General features: G+C 45.4%; 22 protein-coding genes and 1 tRNA gene. 11 read left to right on the top strand and 12 right to left on the bottom strand.

The window, feature by feature from the left end; all coding sequences use genetic code 11:
- Positions 1–84 precede the first annotated feature (84 nt).
- Entirely contained in the window at positions 85–1,137 is a 1,053-nt protein-coding gene (locus A3860_RS23580) for a hypothetical protein (protein ID WP_081150816.1), read from the bottom strand.
- Between the two features lie 308 nt (positions 1,138–1,445).
- Here A3860_RS23580 and A3860_RS23585 point away from each other — a divergent pair, with 308 nt between their 5' ends.
- Entirely contained in the window at positions 1,446–1,877 is a 432-nt protein-coding gene (locus A3860_RS23585) for a DoxX family protein (protein WP_081150610.1), read from the top strand.
- A gap of 113 nt (positions 1,878–1,990) precedes the next feature.
- On the opposite strand, the gene queD is transcribed toward A3860_RS23585, so the two are convergent.
- Together queD and A3860_RS23600 are read right to left on the bottom strand one after the other, a co-directional pair.
- A complete protein-coding gene (gene queD, locus A3860_RS23590) occupies positions 1,991–2,347 on the bottom strand; it encodes a 6-carboxytetrahydropterin synthase QueD (protein WP_081150612.1) in 357 nt (118 codons plus the stop codon).
- Between the two features lie 542 nt (positions 2,348–2,889).
- On the bottom strand, positions 2,890–3,747 hold the full coding sequence (locus A3860_RS23600) for a DUF4382 domain-containing protein (protein ID WP_081150616.1): 858 nt from the start codon (positions 3,745–3,747) through the stop codon (positions 2,890–2,892).
- A gap of 396 nt (positions 3,748–4,143) precedes the next feature.
- On the opposite strand from A3860_RS23600, the gene A3860_RS23605 reads away from it, so the two are divergent.
- From A3860_RS23605 to A3860_RS23620, 4 genes are all read left to right on the top strand, one after another.
- Positions 4,144–4,467, top strand: coding sequence for a carboxypeptidase-like regulatory domain-containing protein (locus A3860_RS23605; protein WP_081150618.1), 324 nt, complete (start codon positions 4,144–4,146; stop codon positions 4,465–4,467).
- A 30-nt stretch (positions 4,468–4,497) separates the two neighbouring features.
- Entirely contained in the window at positions 4,498–5,721 is a 1,224-nt protein-coding gene (locus tag A3860_RS23610) for a sterol desaturase family protein (protein ID WP_081150620.1), read from the top strand.
- A 12-nt stretch (positions 5,722–5,733) separates the two neighbouring features.
- Positions 5,734–5,804: transfer RNA gene (locus A3860_RS23615), tRNA-Cys, on the top strand.
- An 11-nt stretch (positions 5,805–5,815) separates the two neighbouring features.
- A complete protein-coding gene (locus A3860_RS23620) occupies positions 5,816–6,019 on the top strand; it encodes a hypothetical protein (RefSeq protein WP_081150622.1) in 204 nt (67 codons plus the stop codon).
- Positions 6,020–6,684: 665 nt separating this feature from the next.
- Here A3860_RS23620 and A3860_RS23625 read toward each other — a convergent pair.
- Positions 6,685–7,242: a DsbA family protein gene (locus A3860_RS23625; RefSeq protein WP_081150624.1), complete on the bottom strand. Its 558-nt coding sequence runs from the start codon at positions 7,240–7,242 to the stop codon at positions 6,685–6,687.
- A 306-nt stretch (positions 7,243–7,548) separates the two neighbouring features.
- Entirely contained in the window at positions 7,549–10,161 is a 2,613-nt protein-coding gene (clpB, locus tag A3860_RS23630; protein WP_081150626.1) for an ATP-dependent chaperone ClpB, read from the bottom strand.
- 176 nt (positions 10,162–10,337) lie between these two features.
- Here clpB and A3860_RS23635 point away from each other — a divergent pair, with 176 nt between their 5' ends.
- The 3 genes from A3860_RS23635 (at position 10,338) to A3860_RS23645 (ending at position 12,951) form a co-directional block, all read left to right on the top strand.
- Positions 10,338–11,390 carry a serine hydrolase domain-containing protein gene (locus tag A3860_RS23635; RefSeq protein WP_081150628.1) on the top strand — a complete coding sequence of 351 codons (1,053 nt, stop codon included), beginning with the start codon at positions 10,338–10,340 and terminating at the stop codon, positions 11,388–11,390.
- A 437-nt stretch (positions 11,391–11,827) separates the two neighbouring features.
- Entirely contained in the window at positions 11,828–12,121 is a 294-nt protein-coding gene (locus tag A3860_RS23640) for a hypothetical protein (protein ID WP_081150630.1), read from the top strand.
- A 248-nt stretch (positions 12,122–12,369) separates the two neighbouring features.
- Complete coding sequence (locus A3860_RS23645; protein WP_081150632.1) at positions 12,370–12,951, top strand: CAP domain-containing protein; 582 nt, start codon at positions 12,370–12,372, stop codon at positions 12,949–12,951.
- A gap of 62 nt (positions 12,952–13,013) precedes the next feature.
- Here the strand turns inward: A3860_RS23645 and A3860_RS23650 are convergent, their stop codons facing one another.
- The 3 genes from A3860_RS23650 to A3860_RS23660 all read right to left on the bottom strand — a co-directional run bounded on the left by A3860_RS23650 (position 13,014) and on the right by A3860_RS23660 (position 17,775).
- Positions 13,014–14,639, bottom strand: a complete 1,626-nt coding sequence (locus A3860_RS23650) for a sodium:solute symporter (RefSeq protein ID WP_081150634.1) — start codon at positions 14,637–14,639, stop codon at positions 13,014–13,016.
- 292 nt (positions 14,640–14,931) lie between these two features.
- A complete protein-coding gene (gene xylA, locus A3860_RS23655) occupies positions 14,932–16,260 on the bottom strand; it encodes a xylose isomerase (protein ID WP_081150636.1) in 1,329 nt (442 codons plus the stop codon).
- Positions 16,261–16,293: 33 nt separating this feature from the next.
- Positions 16,294–17,775: a xylulokinase gene (locus tag A3860_RS23660; RefSeq protein ID WP_081150638.1), complete on the bottom strand. Its 1,482-nt coding sequence runs from the start codon at positions 17,773–17,775 to the stop codon at positions 16,294–16,296.
- A 258-nt stretch (positions 17,776–18,033) separates the two neighbouring features.
- On the opposite strand from A3860_RS23660, the gene A3860_RS23665 reads away from it, so the two are divergent.
- From A3860_RS23665 to queG, 3 genes are read left to right on the top strand one after another with little or no spacing between them, the layout of a single operon-like run.
- Positions 18,034–18,927: an AraC family transcriptional regulator gene (locus A3860_RS23665; RefSeq protein ID WP_081150640.1), complete on the top strand. Its 894-nt coding sequence runs from the start codon at positions 18,034–18,036 to the stop codon at positions 18,925–18,927.
- A 14-nt stretch (positions 18,928–18,941) separates the two neighbouring features.
- Positions 18,942–19,286 carry a hypothetical protein gene (locus A3860_RS23670; protein WP_081150642.1) on the top strand — a complete coding sequence of 115 codons (345 nt, stop codon included), beginning with the start codon at positions 18,942–18,944 and terminating at the stop codon, positions 19,284–19,286.
- Between the two features lie 27 nt (positions 19,287–19,313).
- Positions 19,314–20,246: a tRNA epoxyqueuosine(34) reductase QueG gene (gene queG, locus A3860_RS23675; protein ID WP_081150644.1), complete on the top strand. Its 933-nt coding sequence runs from the start codon at positions 19,314–19,316 to the stop codon at positions 20,244–20,246.
- 1 nt (position 20,247) lies between these two features.
- On the opposite strand, the gene A3860_RS23680 is transcribed toward queG, so the two are convergent.
- The 4 genes from A3860_RS23680 to A3860_RS23695 all read right to left on the bottom strand — a co-directional run bounded on the left by A3860_RS23680 (position 20,248) and on the right by A3860_RS23695 (position 24,402).
- Positions 20,248–20,841: a hypothetical protein gene (locus A3860_RS23680; protein ID WP_143774237.1), complete on the bottom strand. Its 594-nt coding sequence runs from the start codon at positions 20,839–20,841 to the stop codon at positions 20,248–20,250.
- 9 nt (positions 20,842–20,850) lie between these two features.
- The gene (locus A3860_RS23685) at positions 20,851–22,116 is read right to left on the bottom strand and encodes an LVIVD repeat-containing protein (RefSeq protein WP_081150648.1); all 1,266 of its coding nucleotides are present in this window, start codon (positions 22,114–22,116) and stop codon (positions 20,851–20,853) included.
- A 74-nt stretch (positions 22,117–22,190) separates the two neighbouring features.
- Positions 22,191–23,855, bottom strand: a complete 1,665-nt coding sequence (locus A3860_RS23690) for an outer membrane beta-barrel protein (RefSeq protein ID WP_081150650.1) — start codon at positions 23,853–23,855, stop codon at positions 22,191–22,193.
- The gene (locus tag A3860_RS23695; RefSeq protein WP_081150653.1) at positions 23,842–24,402 is read right to left on the bottom strand and encodes an RNA polymerase sigma factor; all 561 of its coding nucleotides are present in this window, start codon (positions 24,400–24,402) and stop codon (positions 23,842–23,844) included. The genes A3860_RS23690 and A3860_RS23695 overlap by 14 nt, the downstream gene beginning before the upstream one ends.
- Positions 24,403–24,491: the final 89 nt, after the last annotated feature.

Consider the following 24,491-nt stretch of genomic DNA (forward strand, 5'->3'; position numbering starts at 1 on the left):
AGTTTGCGCCCGTGCCGGGCGCACCAAAATAAAAAATGGCCCCCGACTTCAGTTGGGGGCCATTTTTTATTCATAATAACTTTCTTACTGATACTGAATATAGATCGGTTGCGGTTTTAATTTCAGCACTTCAGCCGGCGTTAACACATGGCTTTTTGCTTCGCGCAGATCGTTCTTATAAAACAGTTTGAAACCGGTGAACTGTACCGGCTCTTTGTAAACGAACTGTTTGTAGGTGTTGAATTTACGAGCCTGGTGTCCCCAGCCATCCATATCCATAACGATCTGAACTTCAGGCTGTAATTTGATCTGCTTATAGTTTGTCACCATACCCTGTGTAAAGCGGTGCACCACCAGGATCTTGGGCGGCAGGTTATTGGCCTTTACCAGTTTGGTGAGGTAGTTGGATGTCCAGTTAATGTCGGTGGCATCCATGGTGCCGATCACCGTACCTGGCTTTTTACCCGTTTTCATGGAGAATTCGGGGTCAATACCCAAATGCACATTCGGCATCTTCAGGTATTTTTCCAGCATAGGGATCTCTTCTTCCAGTGTACTTAAAGCAACCTGTACATCAATGAATACCAACGCATTCATTTTTTTGGCCATATTGATGGCCTTGTCGATCTGTGCAGGCCCCATACGCAGGCGGTATTTGCCAGCGTCGCCGGGACTGCCCTGTGCTGTTACTGCGATATAATGAATAGCAGGGATCACTTCCATGGAAGTATCGGCCGCCTGCCATTTTTTTATTTCTCCTTTTAATTTTTCAATGACCACATCCTCGGAATATTCACCCAGTACGCCCATTTTCTTTGAATAGAAATTTCCATAATAGGCTACAATGCGTTTAAATGGCAATAGAGCGCCTGCGTTTGGATAAGCCCCTTTTACCGGCCATTTGCCAGAAGAGTCGCCATTGGCGTTCTGTTGCAGTTTAGCAAGAAATAAAGCGGTATCCAGTGGTGGCAATGAAGGTCTTGTAGCGTCGGTATCATTTTTTGCCGCGATCTTCCCACTATCTCCGGGCAGGCCTGTTTGTCCTTTGGCGACACCAGGTTTACACATACTGAATGATAAAGTGGAAGCGGAGAGTACGAATAATGCGCCTGTCCAGATTAGGGCAGATTTCTTCATGGTTTTTGATTTTTTAACAGAAGGCCTTGGCCGTTTGGGTGAATTCATAAGTTGCACTACGGAAGGGGTAAAGATCGGGTAATTTGCTAACAACGCATTACATGTGAATATATTTTAGCAGCCATGTGATTTAGCAAGTCTTTCACAGTATATAAATTAATGTTATGACCGGCCTGTTATGGTTAAAACAGGTGTAACTTTATAGAACGTTAATAAGCTTAGGCAAAGGCCGGGGCAGTTACTGGGTCAACCAGTTAATAGGTTAACGGTTTACCCATTAGCATTTTTCAAATTTTAAATGTTATGCCATGGGTACGCTTCAACAAATTCAGCAGTGGAGCCTTACACACCATCCCCGTTGGCTCATTGTGTTGCGGGTAGCATTAGGGATCTGTCTCTTTTTTAAAGGCATCTTCTTTTTGGTAAATACGGCTACGTTGGAAGAACTGGTAAAAGGCAGCCTGGTTGCCAACCGCTCCGACTGGCTGGTAATTTTTATAACCTGGTCGCACCTGCTGGGAGGTTTTCTGATGATCATTGGCCTGCTCACCCGGTGGGCCGCATTGCTGAATATTCCCATTTTGATGGGCGCCATTATTTTCATCAATACACAGCGGGATGCTTTTGGTGCTTTTGAGCTGCCATTTGCATTTATCGTATTGCTGTTGCTGATATTTTTCCTGATCGAAGGAGGCGGGCCCATTTCGCTCGACAACTTTTTCAGCAAGCACGAGGCGTGAGGCACGAAGTATGAAGTACGAGGTATGAAGTAAGAAGAACCAGAATATTCCGGCCTTTGTCATACTTCTTACTTCCTATTTCTTACTTCATATTGTTGCGACATCAACACGTTCTATTCACCCTCATAGATGACACCCGAGGTAGGCGTTTCATGCAACTCAATGCGGTGCATGGCGGGCAGCGATGGCTTCAGTTGGTCCCAAATCCATACAGCGATCAGTTCGCAGGTAGGGTTTTGCAAACCGGGCAGATCGTTCATTAATTTATGATCGAGCTGGGTTACCACCGGTTTGATGATCTTTTTAAGTTCTGCGAAATCAATGATCCAACCCAGTTGAGGATCGGGTTTGCCTTTCAGCCAAACGCGCAAACGGTAGGTATGACCATGAATGTTTTTACACTTATGCCCATCTGGCACATTAGGTAAAAAATGGGCTGAATCAAAGGTAAATTCTTTATAAAGCAGCATAAGGCCCGCAAAGTTAGGAAAGAATTGGGAGAAGCCACTGAGGAGGATCAGCCTGCCCGGAATTTGCGGTCAGCCAGGTTCTGCCCCGCCCCTCTGGGCCTACATTTATTATTTGCCCTGGACCTCTTACCTATGGGCCCGCATACACAATTCACCATGGGCCTCTCACTTCTGGGCCAACTTTCATTATTTGCCATGAACCTCTTATCTCTGGGCCCATATTCATTATTCGCCATGAACGTCTTACCTCTGGGCCCGCATTCACCATTCACCATGGGCCGCTCACTTCTGGGCCAACTTTCATTATTTGCCATGAACCTCTTATCTCTGGGCCCATATTCATTATTCGCCATGAACCTCTTACCTCTGGGCCCACATTCACAATTCACCATGGGCCGCTCACATTCATCATTCGCTATGATCTTCCCACTTCTGGGCCCGCATTCATCCTGGACTTCTCGCCTTTGGGGCCCATATTTGCCCATAAAAAAAACCCCGGCAAACAAAGTTGCCAGGGTTTGTATGGGTTTTTCGTGTTTAACTTATTTATGCAGGGTAATTGTGCCAAGATCTGTTTCCTTGCCTACAGTTACCGATACATTGCTGATGGTTGTATCCTTGTAACCATTGCCGGCATTTACGAATACAGAATAAGTGCCTGAATTGAGCCCGCGTACTTTGAACTGGCCATCGCGCCATGGGAAGGCATAAGCCGTATCGGTTGCATTGTAAACAGAGATGATCGGATAGGCATCATTTGGCTTAACGATACCTTTCACCGCACCCGATTCTTTAATAATGAAAGCCTTGATAAACGGCGCCAGGTAGAACGCGCCATCGCGCAGGCGAACAATTGACCGGCCACAATCAAAATCAAGCCACAGCCTGTAGTGACCGCTCTGGAAATTGTCCCACTCATTACCAAACAATCTGATAGTGATGGTAGTTTGGTTATTCAGCAGGTTCAGCGGATAAGAAACGCTATCCTTTACAATTGAGTTGTTGGTTCCAAGCGTAATAACAATTTTTCGGATAGTGCCGTCTGTTACAATACCGCTACCCAGCAGGGTATCGATACCATTACGCAATGACAGCAGATCATATACACCGGGTTTTACCGCCAGTGAATCCCAAACAAAGCATTTCTTGGTGCTGTCCCAATTGTCCTGGCGTCTGCGGCTTCTGTCACAGGTATCAACCAATACCTTTACTGATTTAATATCGATCAGCACTTTGTCGAAAAAATCAGTTGGTCCGTCAGTAAGATAAAGGTTCAAACTTTGCTTACCTGAAGGCACAGATGAATTGTCGGAAGATTTTTCTTTAGAGCAGGCAAAAAAAATGATTGCTCCCACGGCAACAACCATTACATACTTAAACAGGTTTCCCATTGATTTCATACTTGCGTATTTAGTTGTGTTTAATCAAAAACATTTCACGAAAACTTTAACAATTTTCATGCCTGTGTATTGAAAACAAACAACTTTAAATGTTGTTAACGACCCAACGCAATCATCCTATATACGTACACGCAGTTTCACTGATAAAATTCACCCCGTTTCACTAAAAATTAACTACAACCCCATTAAACCTTCTGTAAAACGGGCAGTCTAACCCTTTTGCAATAAGCCCTGTTTTTATACTTTTTTAGTCCACCTTTTTTGTAGACTTAATAATTTGCTGTATCATTGTGATGAATTACACCACCATGCAACTATACTATTCAAAAGCCCGATGTTGATAAGGTATTAGCAGGCAGCTATACCATTTTCTTCAACTATTAAAAATATTGTCGCATGAATCGCACTCATCGCAACAGCTGGCTGATTGCGTTGCCAGCCTTTATTTTGCATACATCAGAAATATATCCTGAACGCCCGCATACAATAACAGGAGCGGTCAGGAACAGCGCCACCGATAAGTATATAGAGAATGTATATATCTATATTACATCGGGCGAAGAAGAAGCGTTATCGAACAATAAAGGGGCTTTTACCATTTCAACCTGGCAGGACCTTCCGGTAACACTTGTAATTGAACATCCAGTATATAAACAAAAGAAGATCCGCATTACCGATGCATCACAATATCAACTTATAAAACTCGACCCAAAACAATAAAGTAATTATCCGCACCAATCTTTACCGGTTATGAAATTGAATCTGCTTGCACTGGCAGTCCCTTTTTTTGTAGTGTTCATGGCGCTTGAATTTTTCATTGCCCGGCAGAAAAAAAAGCCCGTTTTTAATCTGCATCATTCTATTGCAAACATCAGCGTAGGAATTGCAGAGCGGCTGCTGGATGTATGGGTAACGGGGTTGTTCTTTTTCATTTATGACTGGTTGCAGAAAAAGTTCGGGTTATTCACTATTAAACCGGGCATATTGTTGTGGATCGTGTTGCTGCTGTGCACCGATTTTCTCTGGTACTGGTACCACCGGCTGGCGCATGTGATCAACCTGTTCTGGGCCGTGCATGTAGTGCATCACCAAAGTGAAGATTTCAATTATACGGTATCGGCCCGTATCACCGTATTCCAGGCTTTTGTACGCACCGGGTTCTGGGCGGTACTGCCACTACTGGGTTTTCCGGCATCTATGATCACCAGTATTTTGCTGGTGCACGGGCTGTACCCTTTCTTTATACATACCCAGCTGATAGGCAAACTGGGTATTCTGGAATACATGCTGGTAACGCCTTCGCACCATCGCGTTCACCATGCCAGCAACGAAAAGTACCTCGATAAAAATTATGGCGATGTGTTCATTATCTGGGATAAACTGTTCGGTACTTTTCAAAAGGAAGAAGATGGAGTTGCTATAAAATATGGATTAACGCATCCGCTGAAAAGCTATAGTTTTTTATGGCAGCATTTTCACTTCATTGCGGAACTGCTGCTGGCTGCCCGCAAAACACCGGGCTTTGGGAATAAAGTGAAACTGATTTTCGGTAAACCCGATCTGCTTGACCCCCAATTTCGCGAACAGGCCGAAGCAAGGCTGCTGGTACGCAAGAATGATATCCCGGTCAATAAGCCCCTGAACCGTTACGTAATATGGCAGATCGCACTGAGCATTGTATTACTGTTTGTGTTCATTCTATTTGACAGCTATCTGCCCCTGCATCAACAGGTACTGATCACTATTGCCTTATTGCTTACGCTGATCAATTGCGGGGCCATCATGGAACAAAAGCAATGGGTGGTACATCTTGAATTTTTGCGACTGCTGACCGTTACCATCGGGGTTATGATCGCATATTCATCCTGGCGGTATAACCTGTTGCTGATACCGGCGGCAGCTATCCTGTTCACCTGGTATTTTGAAGATATAAGAACCTGGTACCTGCGATGGGTTTATTGGCGCGACAATTAAAATAAGTTCACGAGTTACGTGGCCGAGTGGCGAGGCAGAGGCCGGCAAACCCTCCTACGGTGGTTCGACTCCACCCGTAACTGCTGTTTTTCATATGGCAAGCAATCATTCATTCATTCAGGGCGGTGTTTCTACACTGCCTTCTTTCTTTTTAGGCATAAAAAAAGCTCCCTGGCGGGGGAGCATCTATGAACAGGCAATCGTTATAATTTTAATTGATAACCAAAGTTTCTTTTTTCTATTGAAAATAACAAGCGTTAGCAGGTATAAAGGCGCCAAAGAGGCCTCTCAAACGTAATATTAAAATTAAATACATGTATGTGTTTTAAATAGGCAATCGATTGTTTAAGCCTCAAAACGCCAGTTCGAACAATAAATTATTCACATTATTTATTTTCACCCCTATTATTTCGAAAATTTTATTGCTTTTTAGTAAGGATTCTTAAAATCAAGAACCCTGAAAAAATATTTTAATTTTTTTTTTAAAATTATGCCCCGACATGGCGTTTTTGGGGTCCTTCGGCTCCGTTCAGGGTGCTTAGGGGGTAAAAGGGGATCAGGCTGGGGGTGGGCGCCAGTTACATGCTACATTGATGGAAAGCTGGCGCAGATGGTTGCGTAATGGTAGCCGCATTGTCAGAAACTGGCAGCCTGATGGCCGGGGTACTATACCGGTATTTTCCAGAGAACCTACAGGGACCCTAGTACGCGCCAGACAATACCCAGAGCATATCCCTACCATCTCCAGGCAATAACTCTACAGCCTGTCTACATATATCGCCCATCCGGGTGCATCCAGCACCATTTCTCGCGCACCCTTCGCTCACAAAAAAAGGTGTTGTAAAAACAACACCTCTGTTAGACTTTAAAACCATCGGCCTTTCGGCCCTTCGATCCTTCGACTCCGCTCAGTACCGGCTTCACAAAAGACCGCCAACATAAGAACAATCCCGCTCCCAACACTTAGGCCCTTTTACGTTTTGCACTATGGCACTCTTCCTCAATGGCCTTTGCCAGTTCGGGTTGGCTAAGCCTTCCATGATACTCGCGGTCGTTAATGAACAAGGTAGGTACCGACCGAACGCCTTTGTCAAGCGCTTCCAGCAAATCGGTCCTTACCGTCCAGCCGTACTTACTTTCAACCAGGTCGGGCAAAAAATTCTTGCTGATGACACCAGCTTCCCGGGCATACTCCCGTAAACTAATGCTGCCCAGGCGGCGATTATGCGCATACAACAGGTTATGCATTTCCCAGAACTTGCCTTCCTGGGCGGCGGCAACAGCCGCTTCTGCCGCTTTATGTGCATGCTGGTGTATCTGGGTCATCGGGAAATGACGGAAATTGAACCTGATCTTCTTCCCATGCGATTCGAGCAGCTTTACAATTACCCGGTGCACTTTGGCACATTCATCACTCTCGTAATCGCCATATAAAACCAGGCTCACCGGCGCTCCAGCGTCGCCGGTCCAAATCCCTTTTGTAGAAATGATCTCCTTGTTCTTGTCATTTTTTATTGGCATACGTACTCCTCTTTACTACTGCTTTTTAAAAACTGTAACGAATTGATTAAAAAAGGGCCGCTCTACTGGTAGCAGAGTGGCCCTGGTTCAAAAACTATCTTTAACCAACCTTTTGATCTTTCATATAAAGCCTGTCAGATCTTCCCCAAAATCCAATGCCCCGTAATTTCGATCTGACAGGCTTTTTGCTCACATGTTTTCTCTCACTCACTATTAAATTAATAACATACTACTGTCAATATGGTTTTTGAGCTACCGTAGTTTTCATTCTTTTAACGAATTATTGCATACTTCAACCGGGGTAGCTTATTTCACTTTTTCCGGCGCTTCATTCCTGAACACCACTACCCCATCAAATACGTCGACCATTACCGGCGTTGATCTATCGATATCGGCCGCCAGGATCTTTTTACTCAGCGGATTCACGATCTCCTTCTGGATCAGCCGTTTCAACGGCCGGGCGCCAAACTGTATATCGAATCCCTGCTCGGCCAGGTATTCCAGGGCATAATTGCTGAACCGAAGGTCGATGCCATTGGCTTCCACCTGCTTTTTGAGGTGGTTCAACTGTATTTGCACAATACCCACAATATCCTTTTTCAGCAATGGCTGGAACATGATCACTTCATCGACCCTGTTCAGGAATTCGGGCCTGATGGTTTGCCGCAGCAGGTTCATCACTTCTACTTTAGCCCGCTCAGTAGCCTTCTCCACATCCTGTTCTTTTACATCTTCAAACGCCTCCTGAATAAGATGGCTACCAATATTGCTGGTCATAATGATGATGGTGTTCTTGAAATTCACCACCCGGCCTTTGGCATCGGTGAGGCGGCCATCATCAAGTACCTGCAACAATACATTCCATACATCGGGATGCGCTTTTTCTATTTCATCGAGCAGCACCACACTATATGGTTTACGTCGAACTGCTTCGGTAAGTTGCCCGCCTTCTTCATACCCCACATAACCCGGAGGCGCACCAACCAAACGGCTTACGGTATGCTTTTCCTGGTATTCGCTCATATCAATACGGGTCATCATACTTTCATCATCAAAAAGGTAATCGGCGAGGGCCTTTGCCAGCTCGGTTTTACCCACACCGGTAGTTCCCAGAAAAATAAATGAACCGATCGGCTTTCTGGGATCATGCAATCCCGCCCTGCTTCTGCGAATAGCATCAGCTACGGCTGTGATCGCTTCATCCTGTCCTACCACCCGCTCGTGCAGCTTTTCTTCGAGGTTCAACAATTTCTCCTTATCACTCTGCAACATGCGGCTCACAGGAATACCGGTAGATTTTGCTATTGTTTCGGCAATATCTTCTGCATCCACTTCTTCTTTCATCAACCGTTTGTTCTCACTGATGGCATTCAGCTGCTTTGAATACTCGTTGATCAATTGTTCCTGTTCTTTTATCTTGCCATAGCGTATTTCAGCAACCATGCCATAATCGCCATTCCTTTCTGCCTGTTCGGCCTGTATCTTCAGCTGCTCTACCTTTGCCTTTGCTTCCTGCACTTTATCAACCAGGTCTTTTTCTTCCTGCCATTTTGCTTTCAATGTATCGCGTTCAACACTCAGGTTGGCGATCTCGGTATTCAATGCCCTGAGTTTATCTTCATCATTCTCCCGTTTAATAGCCTCGCGTTCAATCTCCAGCTGACGTATTTGCCGTATCAGATTATCCAGCTCTTCGGGCATTGAATTCATCTCGAGCCGCAATTTTGCCGCAGCCTCATCAATGAGGTCAATGGCTTTATCGGGCAGGAACCGGTCGGTTATATACCGCGACGATAATTCCACCGCCGCAATAATGGCTTCATCTTTAATACGCACATGGTGGTGCGTTTCGTAACGGTCTTTCAAACCACGCAGAATTGATATTGCATCCTCAACCGATGGTTCATCTATCATTACTTTCTGGAACCTGCGTTCAAGGGCTTTATCTTTTTCAAAGAATTTCTGGTATTCATTTAAGGTAGTGGCACCAATGGCCCGCAGCTCACCACGCGCCAGCGCGGGTTTCAGAATGTTCGCGGCATCCATGGCGCCTTCGCCGCCACCGGCCCCTACCAGGGTATGGATCTCATCAATAAATAACACGATCTCGCCATTGCTATCGGTTACTTCCTTCACTACGCCTTTCAGCCTTTCCTCAAACTCCCCTTTATACTTTGCGCCGGCGATCAGTTGTCCCATATCCAGCGCATATATAACTTTTGACTTCAGGTTCTCGGGTACGTCGCCATTTACAATACGGTGCGCAATACCTTCGGCAATAGCCGTTTTACCTACGCCCGGCTCCCCTACCAGTATCGGGTTGTTCTTGGTACGGCGGCTCAAGATGTGCAGCGTTCTGCGGATCTCTTCATCGCGGCCAATTACCGGGTCCAACTTGCCGCGGCGGGCCAGGTCGTTCAGGTTGCGGGCATATTTATTCAGGGCATTGAACTGGGTTTCCTGGGTTTGCGACTGTACGGTTCCACCCTTACGTAACTCCTTAATGGCGGCCACCAGGCCTTTTTCACTTAAACCGGCCTCTTTCAGTAAACGTGCGGTAGAATCATTGCCCTGTACAACGGCCAGCAGCAAGTGTTCGGGGGTAATGAACTCATCACCGAACTCTTTGAGGGTGGCGCCGGCTCTGAGGATCACGTTGTTCGTTTCCCGGCTAACCATTTGCGCCGCATCGCCACTGGTTTTGGGCAGTTTATTAATTGACTCCTGTAATTTGTTCTCCAGGAGATTCAGGGTCACATTATTTTTCTTTAATAAATATTCAACCGGCGAATCTTCCTGGTCGAGCAAAGCCTTTAACACATGCTCCGTTTCAATATTGGGGCTTTGTGAATTAAACGCCAATTGTTGCGCCTGTTGAAACGCCTCCGCTGCCTTAATGGTAAAATTTCCTAAGTTCATATGTTTAATGTGATAATTAGATAATTGAATGCAGTTCCGGTAATTTCGAAGGGGTTTCACCAACCCTTTCTTTTTACTGAACGTACAAAGATCAAACCCGGTTCAACCCGGGGTATCTTTTTCAAATTGTTTTATTTTACCTGCAAATCATAATCCAGGCCAAAATTCATGCATTTATGTCATTAAAAACCAGTCCCTTCTGCCTCAGTTGCAGTTTTTTAACCGTACTCCTGTTATTCTTTCAGTTGTCCTATTCCCAAACCGATTTCAGCCAGTTGGATGCCATGTTGCAGAAAAACCAGAAACTGCTGGGTAACGATGTGGTAGCCCTGGTATATAAAGATGGGAAGATCATTCATTCCAAAGAGTTGGGTGAGTTCAATGCCAAAACCCAGGCGCCCATTGCCAGTTGCAGCAAATGGTTAACAGCCGCGCTGGTAATGATGTTTGTTGATGAAGGTAAACTGAAACTCGATGACCAGATTGGCAAATACCTGCCCATTATGAATAGTTACATGAAGGGTTATGTAACCATTCGCCAATGCCTGGCCCATACCACCGGTATTGAAAATGATAAAGGCAGTTTGCTGAAGATCCTGCAACGCAGCAAATACGCAACACTGGAAGAAGAGGTGAATGCTATTGCCGCTAAAGAGATCTCTAACAATCCGGGTAAGGAATTCCATTACGGCTCCTTTGGCCCCAACATAGTCGGACGGATACTGGAAGTGATCAGTAAAAAATCTTTCGAGCGGTTGATCGTAGAGAAGTTATTCAGACCGCTTAAAATGCGCTCAACCACTTTTGCGAATGATAATGGCAATGGGCCCAACCCTGCAGGCGGAGCCCGCAGTACCGCCAATGACTATATGAACTTTTTATCGATGATCCTTAACAAGGGTATGTTTGAAGGCAAACAGATCCTGAGCGCCAAAGCCATTGAAGAAATGCAAACACCGCAGTTCACCAACCTGCCGGTGAAATACACGCCGAAAGTGGCCGAGGGCCTGCATTATGGTTTGGGAGAATGGATACAGGAAGAAGACGCCAGCGGAAAAAGCACCGTGGTAAGCTGCCCGGGATTGTTTGGCACCTGGCCCTATGTTGACAAGTGCCGCAATTATGCTGCGATCCTGTTTGTGAAGACCTTACTGGGCGAACAAAAAAAGGAGATCATGATGCAGTTCAAGAGCGCCGTTGATGATGTTGTAGGCGGCGGCTGTAAGTAAGCCCAGCCCTGAAAGGGGGAGTTATTACAATAAAAGAAGCTTCAATGAATAAGGAATATCACATTATTCATTGAAGCTTTTGTTATAAAAAAAGGGCATCCCGGAACCCACCGGAACGCCCATGTTCATCATCAGTCCTTATTCGTTATGCAATACCCAGCTCTTTATCGTTGAAGTATCATCTGTTTCTTTATGCTGCCCGAAAAATAATCACAATTAGTTGCCCCCGGGAGTGAGCTGACATTACAAATATTCCAAATACGCAAAATCACTTAATTCAGGTAGGAATTTATTCGGGCCGGTAAGTAGCTTTCACTTAGGCGCCTGCGTTGACGAACCGTGTCGCCGGTGCGCATACCCACTGACGCACCCGCCGGAAACCATAAACCAACCGGCCCGGTTCTTGCTTATATTTTTTTAACCAAACTTCTATACTTATGAAAACAGGAACCGTACTAACCGTGCTTTCCATTCCACTATTGATCTGCTGCACTACATTAAGCCCTGATCATATAAAAGACCACCAGTGGTTATACGGAGGCGGGTACCGCATTGGCGATAAACTGCAGTTTGATAACAAGACCTTTAGTTTTCACGGTGATACCATTCTGAAAAGCGACCTGCCCGTTGCGGTTGTGGTAATGACCTCGGGCGATCTGTTAGGGAGCAATAATGATATTACCATTCAATCACTTGCCACGGGCGAAGAAGGGTTGTACCATGAGAAATAGTTATTGAGTTTATTAGTTCGTAAGTTCATCAGTTAATCCCTGACAAGCGAACCAATAACTTAATAACATAATAACTCAAGAACCGGTAACCGATTCCAGTTCAATATCCTATCGCTATTAACAACCACTATTGTTAAATCCATGTATCCCCCTGTTCCGGGTATTGCAAAACCGGCCGGATATCCTTATATTTAGTAGAGCAGATATATTCCGTAATTCCGTAATTCCGTAATCAAGACCGTACTCTTATGAAAGTTATTTCCTACATGGTTCCCGTGGTAATGCTTTTATTGTCATTCCTGTACAATAACAACCCATTTATAGTTAAAGAGGAAGCGCAGCAGGCTTTCCTGTTGTTGAATACCATAAGAAGCAATCCCGATCAGTATTATAAGGAGCTACACCTCAACGCCCAATTAAAGATCACCAAAACGCCTTTGCGCTGGAACGATACCCTGGCCAGGGTGGCCGAAGCCAAAGCGCTTGATATGGCCAAACGCAACTACTTTAACCATGTGAGCCCCGAAGGCGTTGGCATCAACTATCTCGTAAACCAAAGCGGTTATACGCTGAATACCGACTGGCTAAAAGATAAAAAGGAGAATTTCTTTGAATCGCTGGGATCGGGTCATGATTCAGGCGTTGAAGCTGTTAAATCATTGATCATCGATAATGGAGATGCAGCCAAAGGCCACCGCGATCATTTACTGGGTATTGGCGAATGGGACGCCTCCCTGGCCGATATCGGCATCGGCTTTGTAAAATGCGATGGCGAAGGCGGTAAATACCAGTCATACACCTGTATCATCATCGCCAAACACAACTGGTAATAAAAAAGCCATCCGCCCGCAGACGAATGGCCTCACACTATGTTTCGTTAAATAAACACAAGTTATTTCGCAATTCCCAATGGCGAGAAGTACATAAAGGCGGCAATAATAAACACCAACACCACGAACGTCAATATCACATCTTTCCGGTTCCAGCTTGCGCGCGAAGCTTTTTTATCCTCGGCCACTGTAGTAGCAAACGTCAACCCTTTTATGTTTGCTTCGTCGGGCTTTTCTGAAGCCAGGCTCACTACGATCATCAGCACTATCGAGAATACGAATAAGGCAATACAGAAATATAAGAAGTTCATGGTGGCAAAATCGTACAATACGCCTGAAAGCTGGCCTTTCAATATTTCAAATGTCAGCTTCAGTATACCAATTATAAAGCCCACTACCATCGCGGTAAAGGCGCCTTTTGCATTGATGCGTTTTGAAAAAACACCCAGCAAAAATGCGGCTGCAATAGGCGGCGCCAGATACGATTGTACGCTTTGCAAATAACCATACAATCCTGCCGAGATATTTTTCATCAACGGAATCCATATCATGCCCAGCAGCACCACAATACCGGTGGCAATACGGCCAACCCGCACCAGTTCGTGGTTACTGGCATGCGGTTTTACTTTCTGGTAAATATCCATGGTGAATAAGGTTGAACAGGCATTATATACAGAAGCCAGCGAGCTCATTAATGCAGCCAGCAAACCACCGGCCAGCAGCCCCCTGAGCCCCACAGGCATGATCTCTTTTACCAGTGTGGGAAATGCCGTATCGGTATCGTTCAACACTAATTTACCCTGCTGATGCAACACGAAGGCAATTAAACCGGGGATCATGAATATAAAGAAAGGAAGCAGCTTTAAATAGGCGGCAAAAATAGTTCCTCTTCTCGCCTCTTTCTCATTGCGGGCAGCCAAACAACGTTGCACAATATGCTGGTCGGTGCACCAGTACCATAACCCCACAATGGGCGAGGCAAACAAGATACCGGCCCAGGGAAAATCAGGGTCAGATAGCGGATGAAACATATTTAATTTTTCCTTGGGCAATGAACTCATCAACGTTCCCCAGCCCCCTACTTTATCGAGGCCAATAAACAACAGCACAGCAGAACCCAATAACAACACGATGGCCTGAATGGCTTCGGTATACATTACCGCATGCAAGCCACCGAAGATCGTATACACGCCGGTGACTACAACCAGGATGATGGCGCCCGTCCAGAAGTCGATACCCAACAGGGAATTAAATACCAGGGCGCCTGCATAAATGGTTACAGCTGCCTTGGCAATAACATAGCTTATAAGCTGAATGATGGATAATAACCATCTTGCTTTTGCATTGAAACGCTTTTCGAGGAACTCGGGCATGGTATACACCATGCTGCGCATATAGAAAGGCACAAATACCCAGCCCAACGTAAGGATGATCCAGGAATGCAATTCATAATGCCCCATCACTACCCCGGTGTTGGCGGCGGTGCCGGCCAAACCCACAATATGTTCAGACCCTACGTTTGAGGCCAGAATGGAGGCGCCGATCACAAACCAGCCCAGGTTACGGTTAGCCAAAAAATAATCAGACGGTGAGTCTTTTGCTTTTTTAATTGACCAGATGGAGACGGCTGCGATCACAGCCATGTACAGGCCTATGAATAGCCAATCGATTGGACCAAGAAAATGCATATGGCAAGTTTTAGTTTAGTGTTTGTAACAATCGTTTTGCAAGGTTTAATCAATGGATGATGGATAAATGGAGTGTCCTTAAAATGAAGTAGGAAGTAAGAAGTAATTTCTGATTTTGAGATTTAGAGATCTTGTGATTTGCTCCGGTTTGAACTTTCCGATAAATCTCAAAATCTCTAAATCCCGAAATCTCTAAATTCTTTACTTCCAACTTCCTACCTCTTACTTCTTACCTCCTGCCTCTTATTCTTTTCTCCTCTATGTTTCATTTATCTCTTAACTCAGCTATCTACTAGATATACTGATTGATAATATTCTCCAGCCACTCCTGCTTACCGCTGGTTTGTTTGGGTTCGCCGTTCGAGAGCGCAAACTCGCGCAGGTCTTCCAGCTTCAATAAACCGGTTTCAAACTCTTTTCCTTTACCGCTGTCGAAAGAAGCATAACGGTCTTTGCGGAATTTCAGGTAAGGCGATTTCTGCATTATTTTATCGGCGATCACCAGTGCACGGGCAAAAGTGTCCATACCGCCGATATGTGCCATAAAGATATCTTCGAGGTCAGTTGAGTTACGGCGTGTTTTGGCATCGAAGTTCACGCCACCACCTGCAAAGCCACCGCCTTCGAGAATGATGAGCATGCTTTCAACCAGCTCATTCAGATCGATGGGGAACTGGTCGGTATCCCAGCCGTTCTGGTCATCACCGCGGTTGGCATCGATGCTGCCCAGCATACCTGCATCGGCAGCCACCTGTAATTCGTGCTGGAAGGTATGTCCGGCCAGTGTAGCGTGGTTTACTTCAATATTCAGTTTAAAGTCTTTATCGAGCCCGTAATGGCGTAAGAAACCGATCACGGTAGCGCTGTCATAATCGTATTGGTGCTTGGTAGGCTCACAGGGTTTGGGTTCAATAAAGAACACGCCTTTAAAGCCTTGTTTGCGGGCATAATCACGGGCCATGGTCAGGAACTGGGCCAGGTGATCGAGCTCGCGTTTCATATTGGTGTTCAGCAGGCTCATATAACCTTCGCGGCCGCCCCAGAACACATAATTTTCACCACCCAGTGCAATGGTAGCATCCAGTGCATTTTTAACCTGCGTGCCGGCATAGGCTACAGCAGCAAAATCGGGGTTGGTAGAGGCGCCGTTCATATAACGGGGGTTCGAGAACACGTTAGCGGTTCCCCACAACAACTTTACACCGCTGGCACTTTGTTTTTGTTTGGCGTAATCAACGATGGTTTGCAGGCGGCTTTCATATTCCTTTAAGTTAGCGCCTTCATCAACCAGGTCAATATCGTGAAAGCAATAGTAAGGAACACCCAGTTTGGTAATGAACTCAAACGCGGCATCCATTTTATCTTTTGCGCGTTGTACGGCATCGCCGGCCGCATCCCAGGCAAAATGTTTTGTACCGGGGCCAAACGGATCGGCGCCGGTGTTGCAGAACGTGTGCCAGTAGCAAACAGCAAAACGTAAATGCTCTTTCATGGTTTTGCCAGCTACTACCTTGTTTTCATCATACCATTTAAAGGCCAGTGGGTTATCGCTCTCCACGCCTTCATACTTAATGGAACCAATACCTTTAAAGAATTCCTTGTCGCCAGTAATGATTTTCATATGCGTTGTTTGTTATTTACTTGAGATTATTTTCTATTTATCCAGCACATTATCCAATAGCTCCTTCCATTCTTCATACACAGCCTTGTACTCTTTCTTCTTCGTGGGCTCAATGACTGTGAGTGGTTTTGCCTGGGTGAATGCTTCTTTCGGTGTTTTATATACGCCTGCGCCAATACCTGCACCAATTGCGGCGCCTACACTGCCATCGCAGTTGTATAATTCAACAGGAACGTGGGTGGTGTTCACAAACGCTTCTATAAACAGCTCGCTGAGGAACAGGTTGGCCTTACCGGCCCTTATCACCTGCGGGTTCATGCCATTCTCACGCATAATATCCAGTCCGTACCGGAATGCGCAGGCAATGCCTTCCTGGGCTGCGCGGAATAAATGCGCCTGAGAATGCAGGTTCAGATCAATATGATGAAAATGCACGCCAATGATCTGGTTATTCAACATGCGCTCGGCGCCATTCCCAAAAGGTAATACCCGTAATCCATCAGCGCCAACAGGCACTTTGGCTGCCTCACTGTTCATTTGCGAATAGCTGATGGCCGGCGTGAAAATATTTTTTACCCAGCGGTTCAATATGCCGGTGCCGTTTATACATAACAGCACGCCCAACCGCTTTTCATCATTGGTATAATTAACATGCGCAAACGTGTTCACGCGTGATTCGGGATCGCAGGTAAGTTCATCGCTTACGCCATAAATAACGCCCGATGTTCCGGCTGTGGCGGCTACTTCGCCCGGTTCCAGCACATTCAGCGATAATGCATTATTAGGCTGGTCGCCTGCTTTATAAGTTACCGGTATGCCAGCGGGTAACGACAGCGCTGTAGCCACGCTTTCTTTCAGGCGGCCATGGTCACTGAATACATCCTGCACAGCGGGGATCAGCTTTTCATCAAAATCAAAATATTCCATCACATCTTTGCTGATGCGGTCTTTTTTGAAATCCCAGAAAATGCCTTCCGACAAAGCTGAGATGCTGGTAGTGATCTCGCCCGTCATTTTCATGGCAATGAAATCACCGGGCAGCATGATCTTTACAGCCTTTTTATAAGTATCAGGCTCTTCATTCTTTACCCACGCCAGTTTCGACGCGGTAAAGTTTCCGGGAGAATTCAACAAATGACCCAAACTGGTCTTTTTGCCAATAGCTTTAAATGCTTTATCGCCAATTTCAACGGCCCGGCTATCGCACCATATAATAGAATTACGTAAAGACTGTTGGTTTGCATCAACCATTACCAATCCGTGCATCTGGTACGAAATACCGATGGCGCCAATATCAGCCGGGTTATAGGCCTTGCTGGCATGGGCCTTTTGAATAGCCTGCTGAACATGTTCCCACCACATTTCGGGCGATTGTTCGGCCCAACCGGGTTGAGGCGATATAATGGGCGACTCTGATTCGGGAAATTGGGCAGAAGCTTTGCACTGTTGTGTTTGGGCGTCTACTACGGATACTTTAATAGAGGACGTGCCTACATCAATTCCAAGAAGTAGCATATGGCAGCTGAATTACAGTATTCTAAGGTTGAGAAATGTGATTTGCAGATTCAGAAAAGGCAGCAAGCTTCGAGATGTCTGATTCTACACCCTACACCTGCTGCCCTGTTAACCAAAAACCTTTATCGAAGACTCGAAATTATCAGAAATTACTAATATAGCCTACCACTTTATTTTCGAAAACCTAAACTATTTTAATATAATCGAGATGTTATATGTTTATTTTTGCTTAATATAGTGTTCTTTTCACCCGCAGTCATGAAACCAATAGTTGAAAAATTACCGCTTTCGCAAAATACTTCTTTTGTGGCGCGTACCTACCGCACGCCGCATTTTGAAGTGCCCTGGCATCAACACATTGAATATGAGCTCATCCTGTTCCTTGAAGGGGAAGGCACCGCCTTTATCGGTAATTATATAGGCGAGTTCAGGACCGACGATGTGTTCTTTTTGGGCAGCAACCTGCCCCATACCTTTCAGAAAGCCCATAAAGACCTGGTCACCGCCGCCGTGGTGGTTCAGTTCACCGATGACTTCTGGGGACCCGGTTTTATGCAATTGCCCGAAAGCAAAAGCATTCTCAAACTGTTTACCGTGGCCATGCAGGGGTTGAATGTACAGGGCGCTGCGCGGCAGCAATTAAAGTCGCTGTTAATTGAGCTGGAACATTTACAGGGATTTGCGCGCATTATAAGGTTGTGCGAATGTTTACAGTTGATAGCCACCACCCATGAATACGAAACGGTGAGTACACAGGAAGTAAAGACCTTTCATGCAAAGAACAAGGACCGCATCGACAGAATATTCCAGTTTACCATTGATAATTTTCAGGAACCCATTGCCCTCAACGATGTTGCTTCAACAGCCGGAATGAGCGTGCCTGCTTTTTGCAGTTATTTTAAAAAATGTACGAAGAAGACCTATGTCGATTTTTTGAATGAAGTGCGTATTGGTCATGCCTGCAAACTGCTCATCGATACGCAAAAAACGGTATTGGAGATCAGCTATGAAAGTGGTTTCAATACCCTGGCAAACTTCAACAAACAGTTCCTGAAACTGAAACAGCTTACCCCATCGGGTTTCCGCAAAAATTTCCGTATACAGGAACAGTCCTCATATTCAACCGATGAATACCGCACACTAAATCAATAATCCTCTTTTTAAAGATGTACGAACACAAAAAACAACCACTGGCGCCCAGGAAAGTGTTCTATCAAAGGATCTTAAAAAATTTGATAGTGGCCCTTTTTATCATGGCTCTTTGTTTGTTGATAGGTGTTGTAGGATTTCACAGTACCTGCGCAAACATTCGCTGGCTCGATGCTTTTCATAACTCAGCCATGCTGTTATCAGGTATGGGCCCGGTATTACCCAATTTATGCGATACAGGCATTTGGTTCTCCTCGTTCTATGCTTTGTTCAGCGGGGTGGTTTTTATTACCAATATAGGCGTGATACTGGCGCCGGCCATTCACCGGTTCTTTCATAAATTGCACCTCGAAGCCAAATAGCCATCAGCATATCAACCATTTTTAAATTTGTCGAACACTTCATACCATACCCAACAAATAAAGAGTTTTGTGCGCGAGCTGGGGTTCGATTTTTGCGGCATAGCCCGGGCACAGCAACTGGATGAGGAAGCCCGGCGCCTTGAGCAATGGCTGAAGAAAGGATTACATGGCAATATGCAGTACATGGAAAATTATTTCGACCTGCGCATCGATCCTTCCAAACTGGTACCCGGCGCAAAATCGGTGATCACCGTATTACTGAATTATTTTCCGCAACAATCTCAGCAGGCGGGCACGCCCAAAATTTCAAAATATGCCTGGGGAAAAGATTACCATGAAGTGATCAAAAAGAAGCTGCATGCCCTGCTGGCCCTCATTAATGAGCATATTGGCGAAGTACAGGGACGCGGTTTCGTTGACTCAGCACCGGTGCTCGAACGCAGCTGGGCGCACCGCAGCGGCCTGGGCTGGATCGGGAAGAACGGCAACCTGATAACCCGGCAACAGGGTTCCTTCTTCTTTATTGCCACCCTCATCGTTGATCTTGAACTGGAATACGATGACCCTATCGCAAAGGATTATTGCGGCAGTTGCCGCCGCTGTATTGAAGCCTGCCCTACCGGCGCCATTTCGGAAGGCAAAGTGATCAACGGCAGCCAGTGCATCTCCTATTATACCATTGAATTAAAAGACCTGTTGCTGCCCGATGATAAAAAGGGACAATTTGCCGACTGGATGTTCGGCTGTGACGTATGCCAGGATGTTTGTCCCTGGAACCGCTTTTCCCAACCCACGCGCGAAGCGGGGTTTGCTCCCATACCCGAGATCCTGAATTTCACTACCAAAGAATGGGAATCACTGACCGAAGAAGCGTTCAAACAAATATTCAGGCATTCCCCGCTGAAGCGGGCTAAATACCAGGGCATACAACGCAACGTAAAATTCCTTCAACACAAATAGCTTAAAACTGAAACCCCAGTTTTACCGTTAGCCGGTGGAAATATTTTTTGTAGTTATAATAAAGTTCACCGCAGGTTGGGCCTGTACAACCACTGCCTGGATTTATGACTTTATAGGATCCCTCTTTATAACTATAACCGGTGCTAAATACCCAGTGCACCTTTGAATGAAAACCAAAAGCATACCCAACGCCCCCATCGCCATAAAAACTATTACTATACTCGTTCTGCGTCCAGGCATTTATTTTTTCGTTTCTTTTAACAGGTAAATGAACGCCTGCATCTACGTACAGGAACAAGGCACCGGGGTTATCTAATATATTCTTTCGAATATCTACAAACAACGGAATGCCCGGCCGGTAATAGAAATCAAGCCCCGCTCCCAGACCGGCAAACCAGGTCTTATATCGTATACCATTAATGATCTGGGCCTGAAAATAACCGCCCCGGCTACCATGCAATATACCACCCTGAATAATAGCGCTGAAAGAACAGGAACAGCCTTTTTTTGCCGGCTGCTCCTGTTTTGCTTCCTGTGCACTGGTTACAATCACACATGAGATAAGAACAACTAAAAGAAGAAGGAATTTTTGCATAAGGGATGATTATTCCAAACCTATTTTGCTGAGTAACCTGATGTCGATCTTTGAATAATCATACTGGTACAGCCCATCTTTCGCCACTACCAACGCCCTCGAGTTTGTAGCGATCACATCATAACTTTCCATACCGGTTATCCGTTTTATCAATTTCGCATTATTTACATCTGCCGCATCATACACTTTAATACCATCTTTGCCATCACAGATAAATAATTTATTTCCATCTTTTCCCAAACCATGCGGGTTGGTCATGCCGTAGCTTTTTATTAAAACTGGTTTTAAAACATTAGAAACATCAATTACATCCAACTGGTTGGTAAACCCATTACAGGTAGTACCGGAACGCAGGGTTACAAAGGCGGTGTTACCATCTGCAATCACAGGATCACAACTGCGCGCATGCGCGAACTGGGCCTGTTGCACCGGGTTGCCGGGGGTTGATACATCATAGATGTACATACCGTTAGTTGACCCAATGAACAATTTATCTTTGAACGGATAGATGGTCTCAATATTCCAGTTACCGATGTTAGCTTGTTTTACCAGGTGAGGGTCCTGTGGAACCGAAATATCAAAGGCATACAGTTCACTGTTAGACACAGTGTACATATAATTGTTCATGAGGGTGAACCGGGCCATGGAACCGCCTGTACCCGTCTTGGTGCTGTTTGATTGTGCGGCATTGGCCACTGCCAGATAATCGAAATACATAGGACCGTTATAACGTTGATCAGGATCATAGTCGATAGTAGATTCGTGCCTCGTCCAGCCTACGACCACTTTTATAGAATCAGTATTGGCCGGCCTGCTGTTACCTCTATAATTGTAATATGGATTTCGATAAGGGAACATGTTATCGAAAAACTTTTTGGCAGTGACTGCCAGGGGGTTACTGATATTTAAAACTACCAGGTCACTGTACGAATCGGCATAAAGGGTATTATCTTTTACCGCCAGGTCAACGTTGCCGGGAACGGGAATAAAGGCGATGTTCTTTGGCGCTGTAGGCGAACTGTTATCAATAATATGGATGCCTTCATTTGTTTCGCTCAGGAAAATGTAATTTCCGAATATGTATATTTTGCCGGGGTTCTTCAAACCCCTGGCTGCACTGCTTACCATTTCGGCCCGCACTTCGGTAAGTGATTTGTAATTGGGCGTATACCAGATATTTGTTTGGGTGGCTTTTTCTTTATCGCAGTTAGTTAAAAGAAAAGACAGCATTACAGTCACCATTAACTGTAGTGTCAATGCAGGATGCTGTTTCATGAGTTTAGCGTTTTGTTAACTGACAAACCAGCTGAAACAAGCGTTGCCTCATCAAGGTAATTTGCAGAAAACTTTTATAACCTGCCCAAAGACATTTTTACGCTGATACCCGTTGACCACAGGTATTGCCCGGTTGATACTTCTTTTTTAACCAGTCCATTGAGTGAATAACGCAGGGTAGGACCAATCCAGATCGGATGTTTGCTTCGTTGTAGTAAGCCAACACTTAACCCGGTTAAAAAATTGAACTGGGTTTTATTGAAAAGATCGTCATTCTGATAGTAAACGCCTTTTATCCCTTCGTAATGCAACGCATTCACTGTAAGCAGGCGCGCATAGGATACACCGCCTTCAAATACAATTGGTGGTAATCTTCTTCCCTTATTCACCTGCCAGTTGACGGTCAGCGGAATTTCTATGTAATGAAAACGATACCTGTAAGTTTGACTGTAAAAGGTGCTTTGGTAGTTACTGCCATTAACGCCTGAACCTTCGTAGCCGGGGATCTTATAATACTGCCGAACCGTATCAACCATAGAAGTACCCATATTCACAACGATGGGCGCATCTACCTTTTGCCCTACCTGGGTATTCACGCTCATATAAGAATACTCAAGGCCAAGCGATAATTTTAGCCGGGGCGATAATGTGCGTTGCACAAAAACACCGGCTGAAAAAGAAAAATCGGCCTGAATGGGTGATGCAGTTTTTTTAGATGCCGCCGCTGAAGTACTGGACCCCTGATAATTGATGAATGCTGAACTGTTGGTGCCGGGAACATCACTTCGGGCCGACAGATCTTCGGCCAGGTATTTATCTTTACCCAGCAATCCCCGCAATTGAAACAGTTTGTTTTCAGAAATGCGCGAATAGCCCGCATCGGTTACCACACCCCAATGCCACAAAGATGGCCGGTTGCGTTGAATGGGCGTGGCAGTAGCGGTGTGGGAGCCTGCTGAATCGGGCGCCAGTAACAACGATTGAGTGTTAAAAGGTGTTACTGCAGCTTTGTTGGTGACAATGGACCTTTCCGCCTCAATTGCCTTTGCAGGCACGGTGGCGGTCAATTCATGTTGCTCCTGTTGAGCAGCCTCAGTGGTTGCCATAAGCGGTTGCTGAACGTTTTCGCTATGGTTAACAGCCACTGGTTGTACTGCATCTCTTTTTCTGTTCCCACTTTTTTTATGGGTATTCACCTTGTTAGGCCTGCTTACAAACGATCCCATTTCAAGATCGTAGGCAGTCTGTGGCTTGTGAACAGCCTTTTTATTATGGAACCCGATTGTTTCTTTCCTGTTAGTGGCGTTTGTTGAGGTAACAGCAATGGCCGGTTGTTGATCAGTTGGTACAGCGGTTACAGAAGCAGCCTTTGTTTCCTGTGTTTGCGGTAATGACCGGGTAGCCGCATTGCCGGAAGCTGGCAGATTGTTTTGGGAAGCAGGTTGTATAGGGGTTGTTGTTTGAGTAGAATTGGTCGATGATTCAGCAATGGTTTGGTTTGATAATACAGGAACAGCCTGAGCAATCGTAGCCGGTTGATTATTGGTATAACGATAGAGAAGATAAGCGCTTGTAGTTAAGAATATAAAGATGCCGGGTATCCACAGCCACAAAAAGCGGCGGCGGCGTTTATCCTGGCGGATATTTTTTTCCACCTCCATCCATACGGTATCAGAAGGCCGCAACTTCAGCTCCTCCAGCTTCTGATGTACCTGTTTCTCAAATTCATGGTCGGACATACGATTCCTTTTTTGTTTCTACGGTCGTTTTTTTTAACCAGCTAATCAATAGTGCTCTCGCACGGGCATATTGTGACCGGGAAGTTCCCTCGTTAATACCAAGCAATTTTCCGATTTCAACATGAGAAAAACCCTCAACGGCGTGCAGGTTAAATACAGTCTGATAACCCGCCGGTAATTGGCGGATCAGTTCAGCCAGGTCCTTGGCCTGCAATGTCACTTCGGGGTTATCATCTGACACGGGGTGCAGGCTCGTTTCAGTAAAGGATAGATCTGTTTGGTACCGGCTGTTCTTTTTAAGATAATTCAATGCTGTATTCACCATTATCCGGCGGATCCATCCGCCCAGCTCGCCTTCGAATTTAAACTGGTGCAGGTTACGAAAAATTTTAATAAATCCTTCCTGCAAAACATCCTCTGCATCGGCAACAGACTTGGTATAACGATAACAAACGCCCAACATACTCTCAGCAAAATGCTCGTAGAGCTGTCGTTGGGCTTCCGGCAGCCCCTTTAAACAATCTTTTACCAGCCTGTTATAATCCATTTCTTGATAGAGGTTGACAGCTACAGCAGGTAAACCGTTGCACAATTTTCAAAAACTATTAAAAAACAGAAAATATGGTGATTTTTAAA

It is taken from the genome of Niastella vici (assembly GCF_002077945.1).
In the GTDB taxonomy this organism is placed as follows: Bacteria; Bacteroidota; Bacteroidia; order Chitinophagales; family Chitinophagaceae; genus Niastella; species Niastella vici.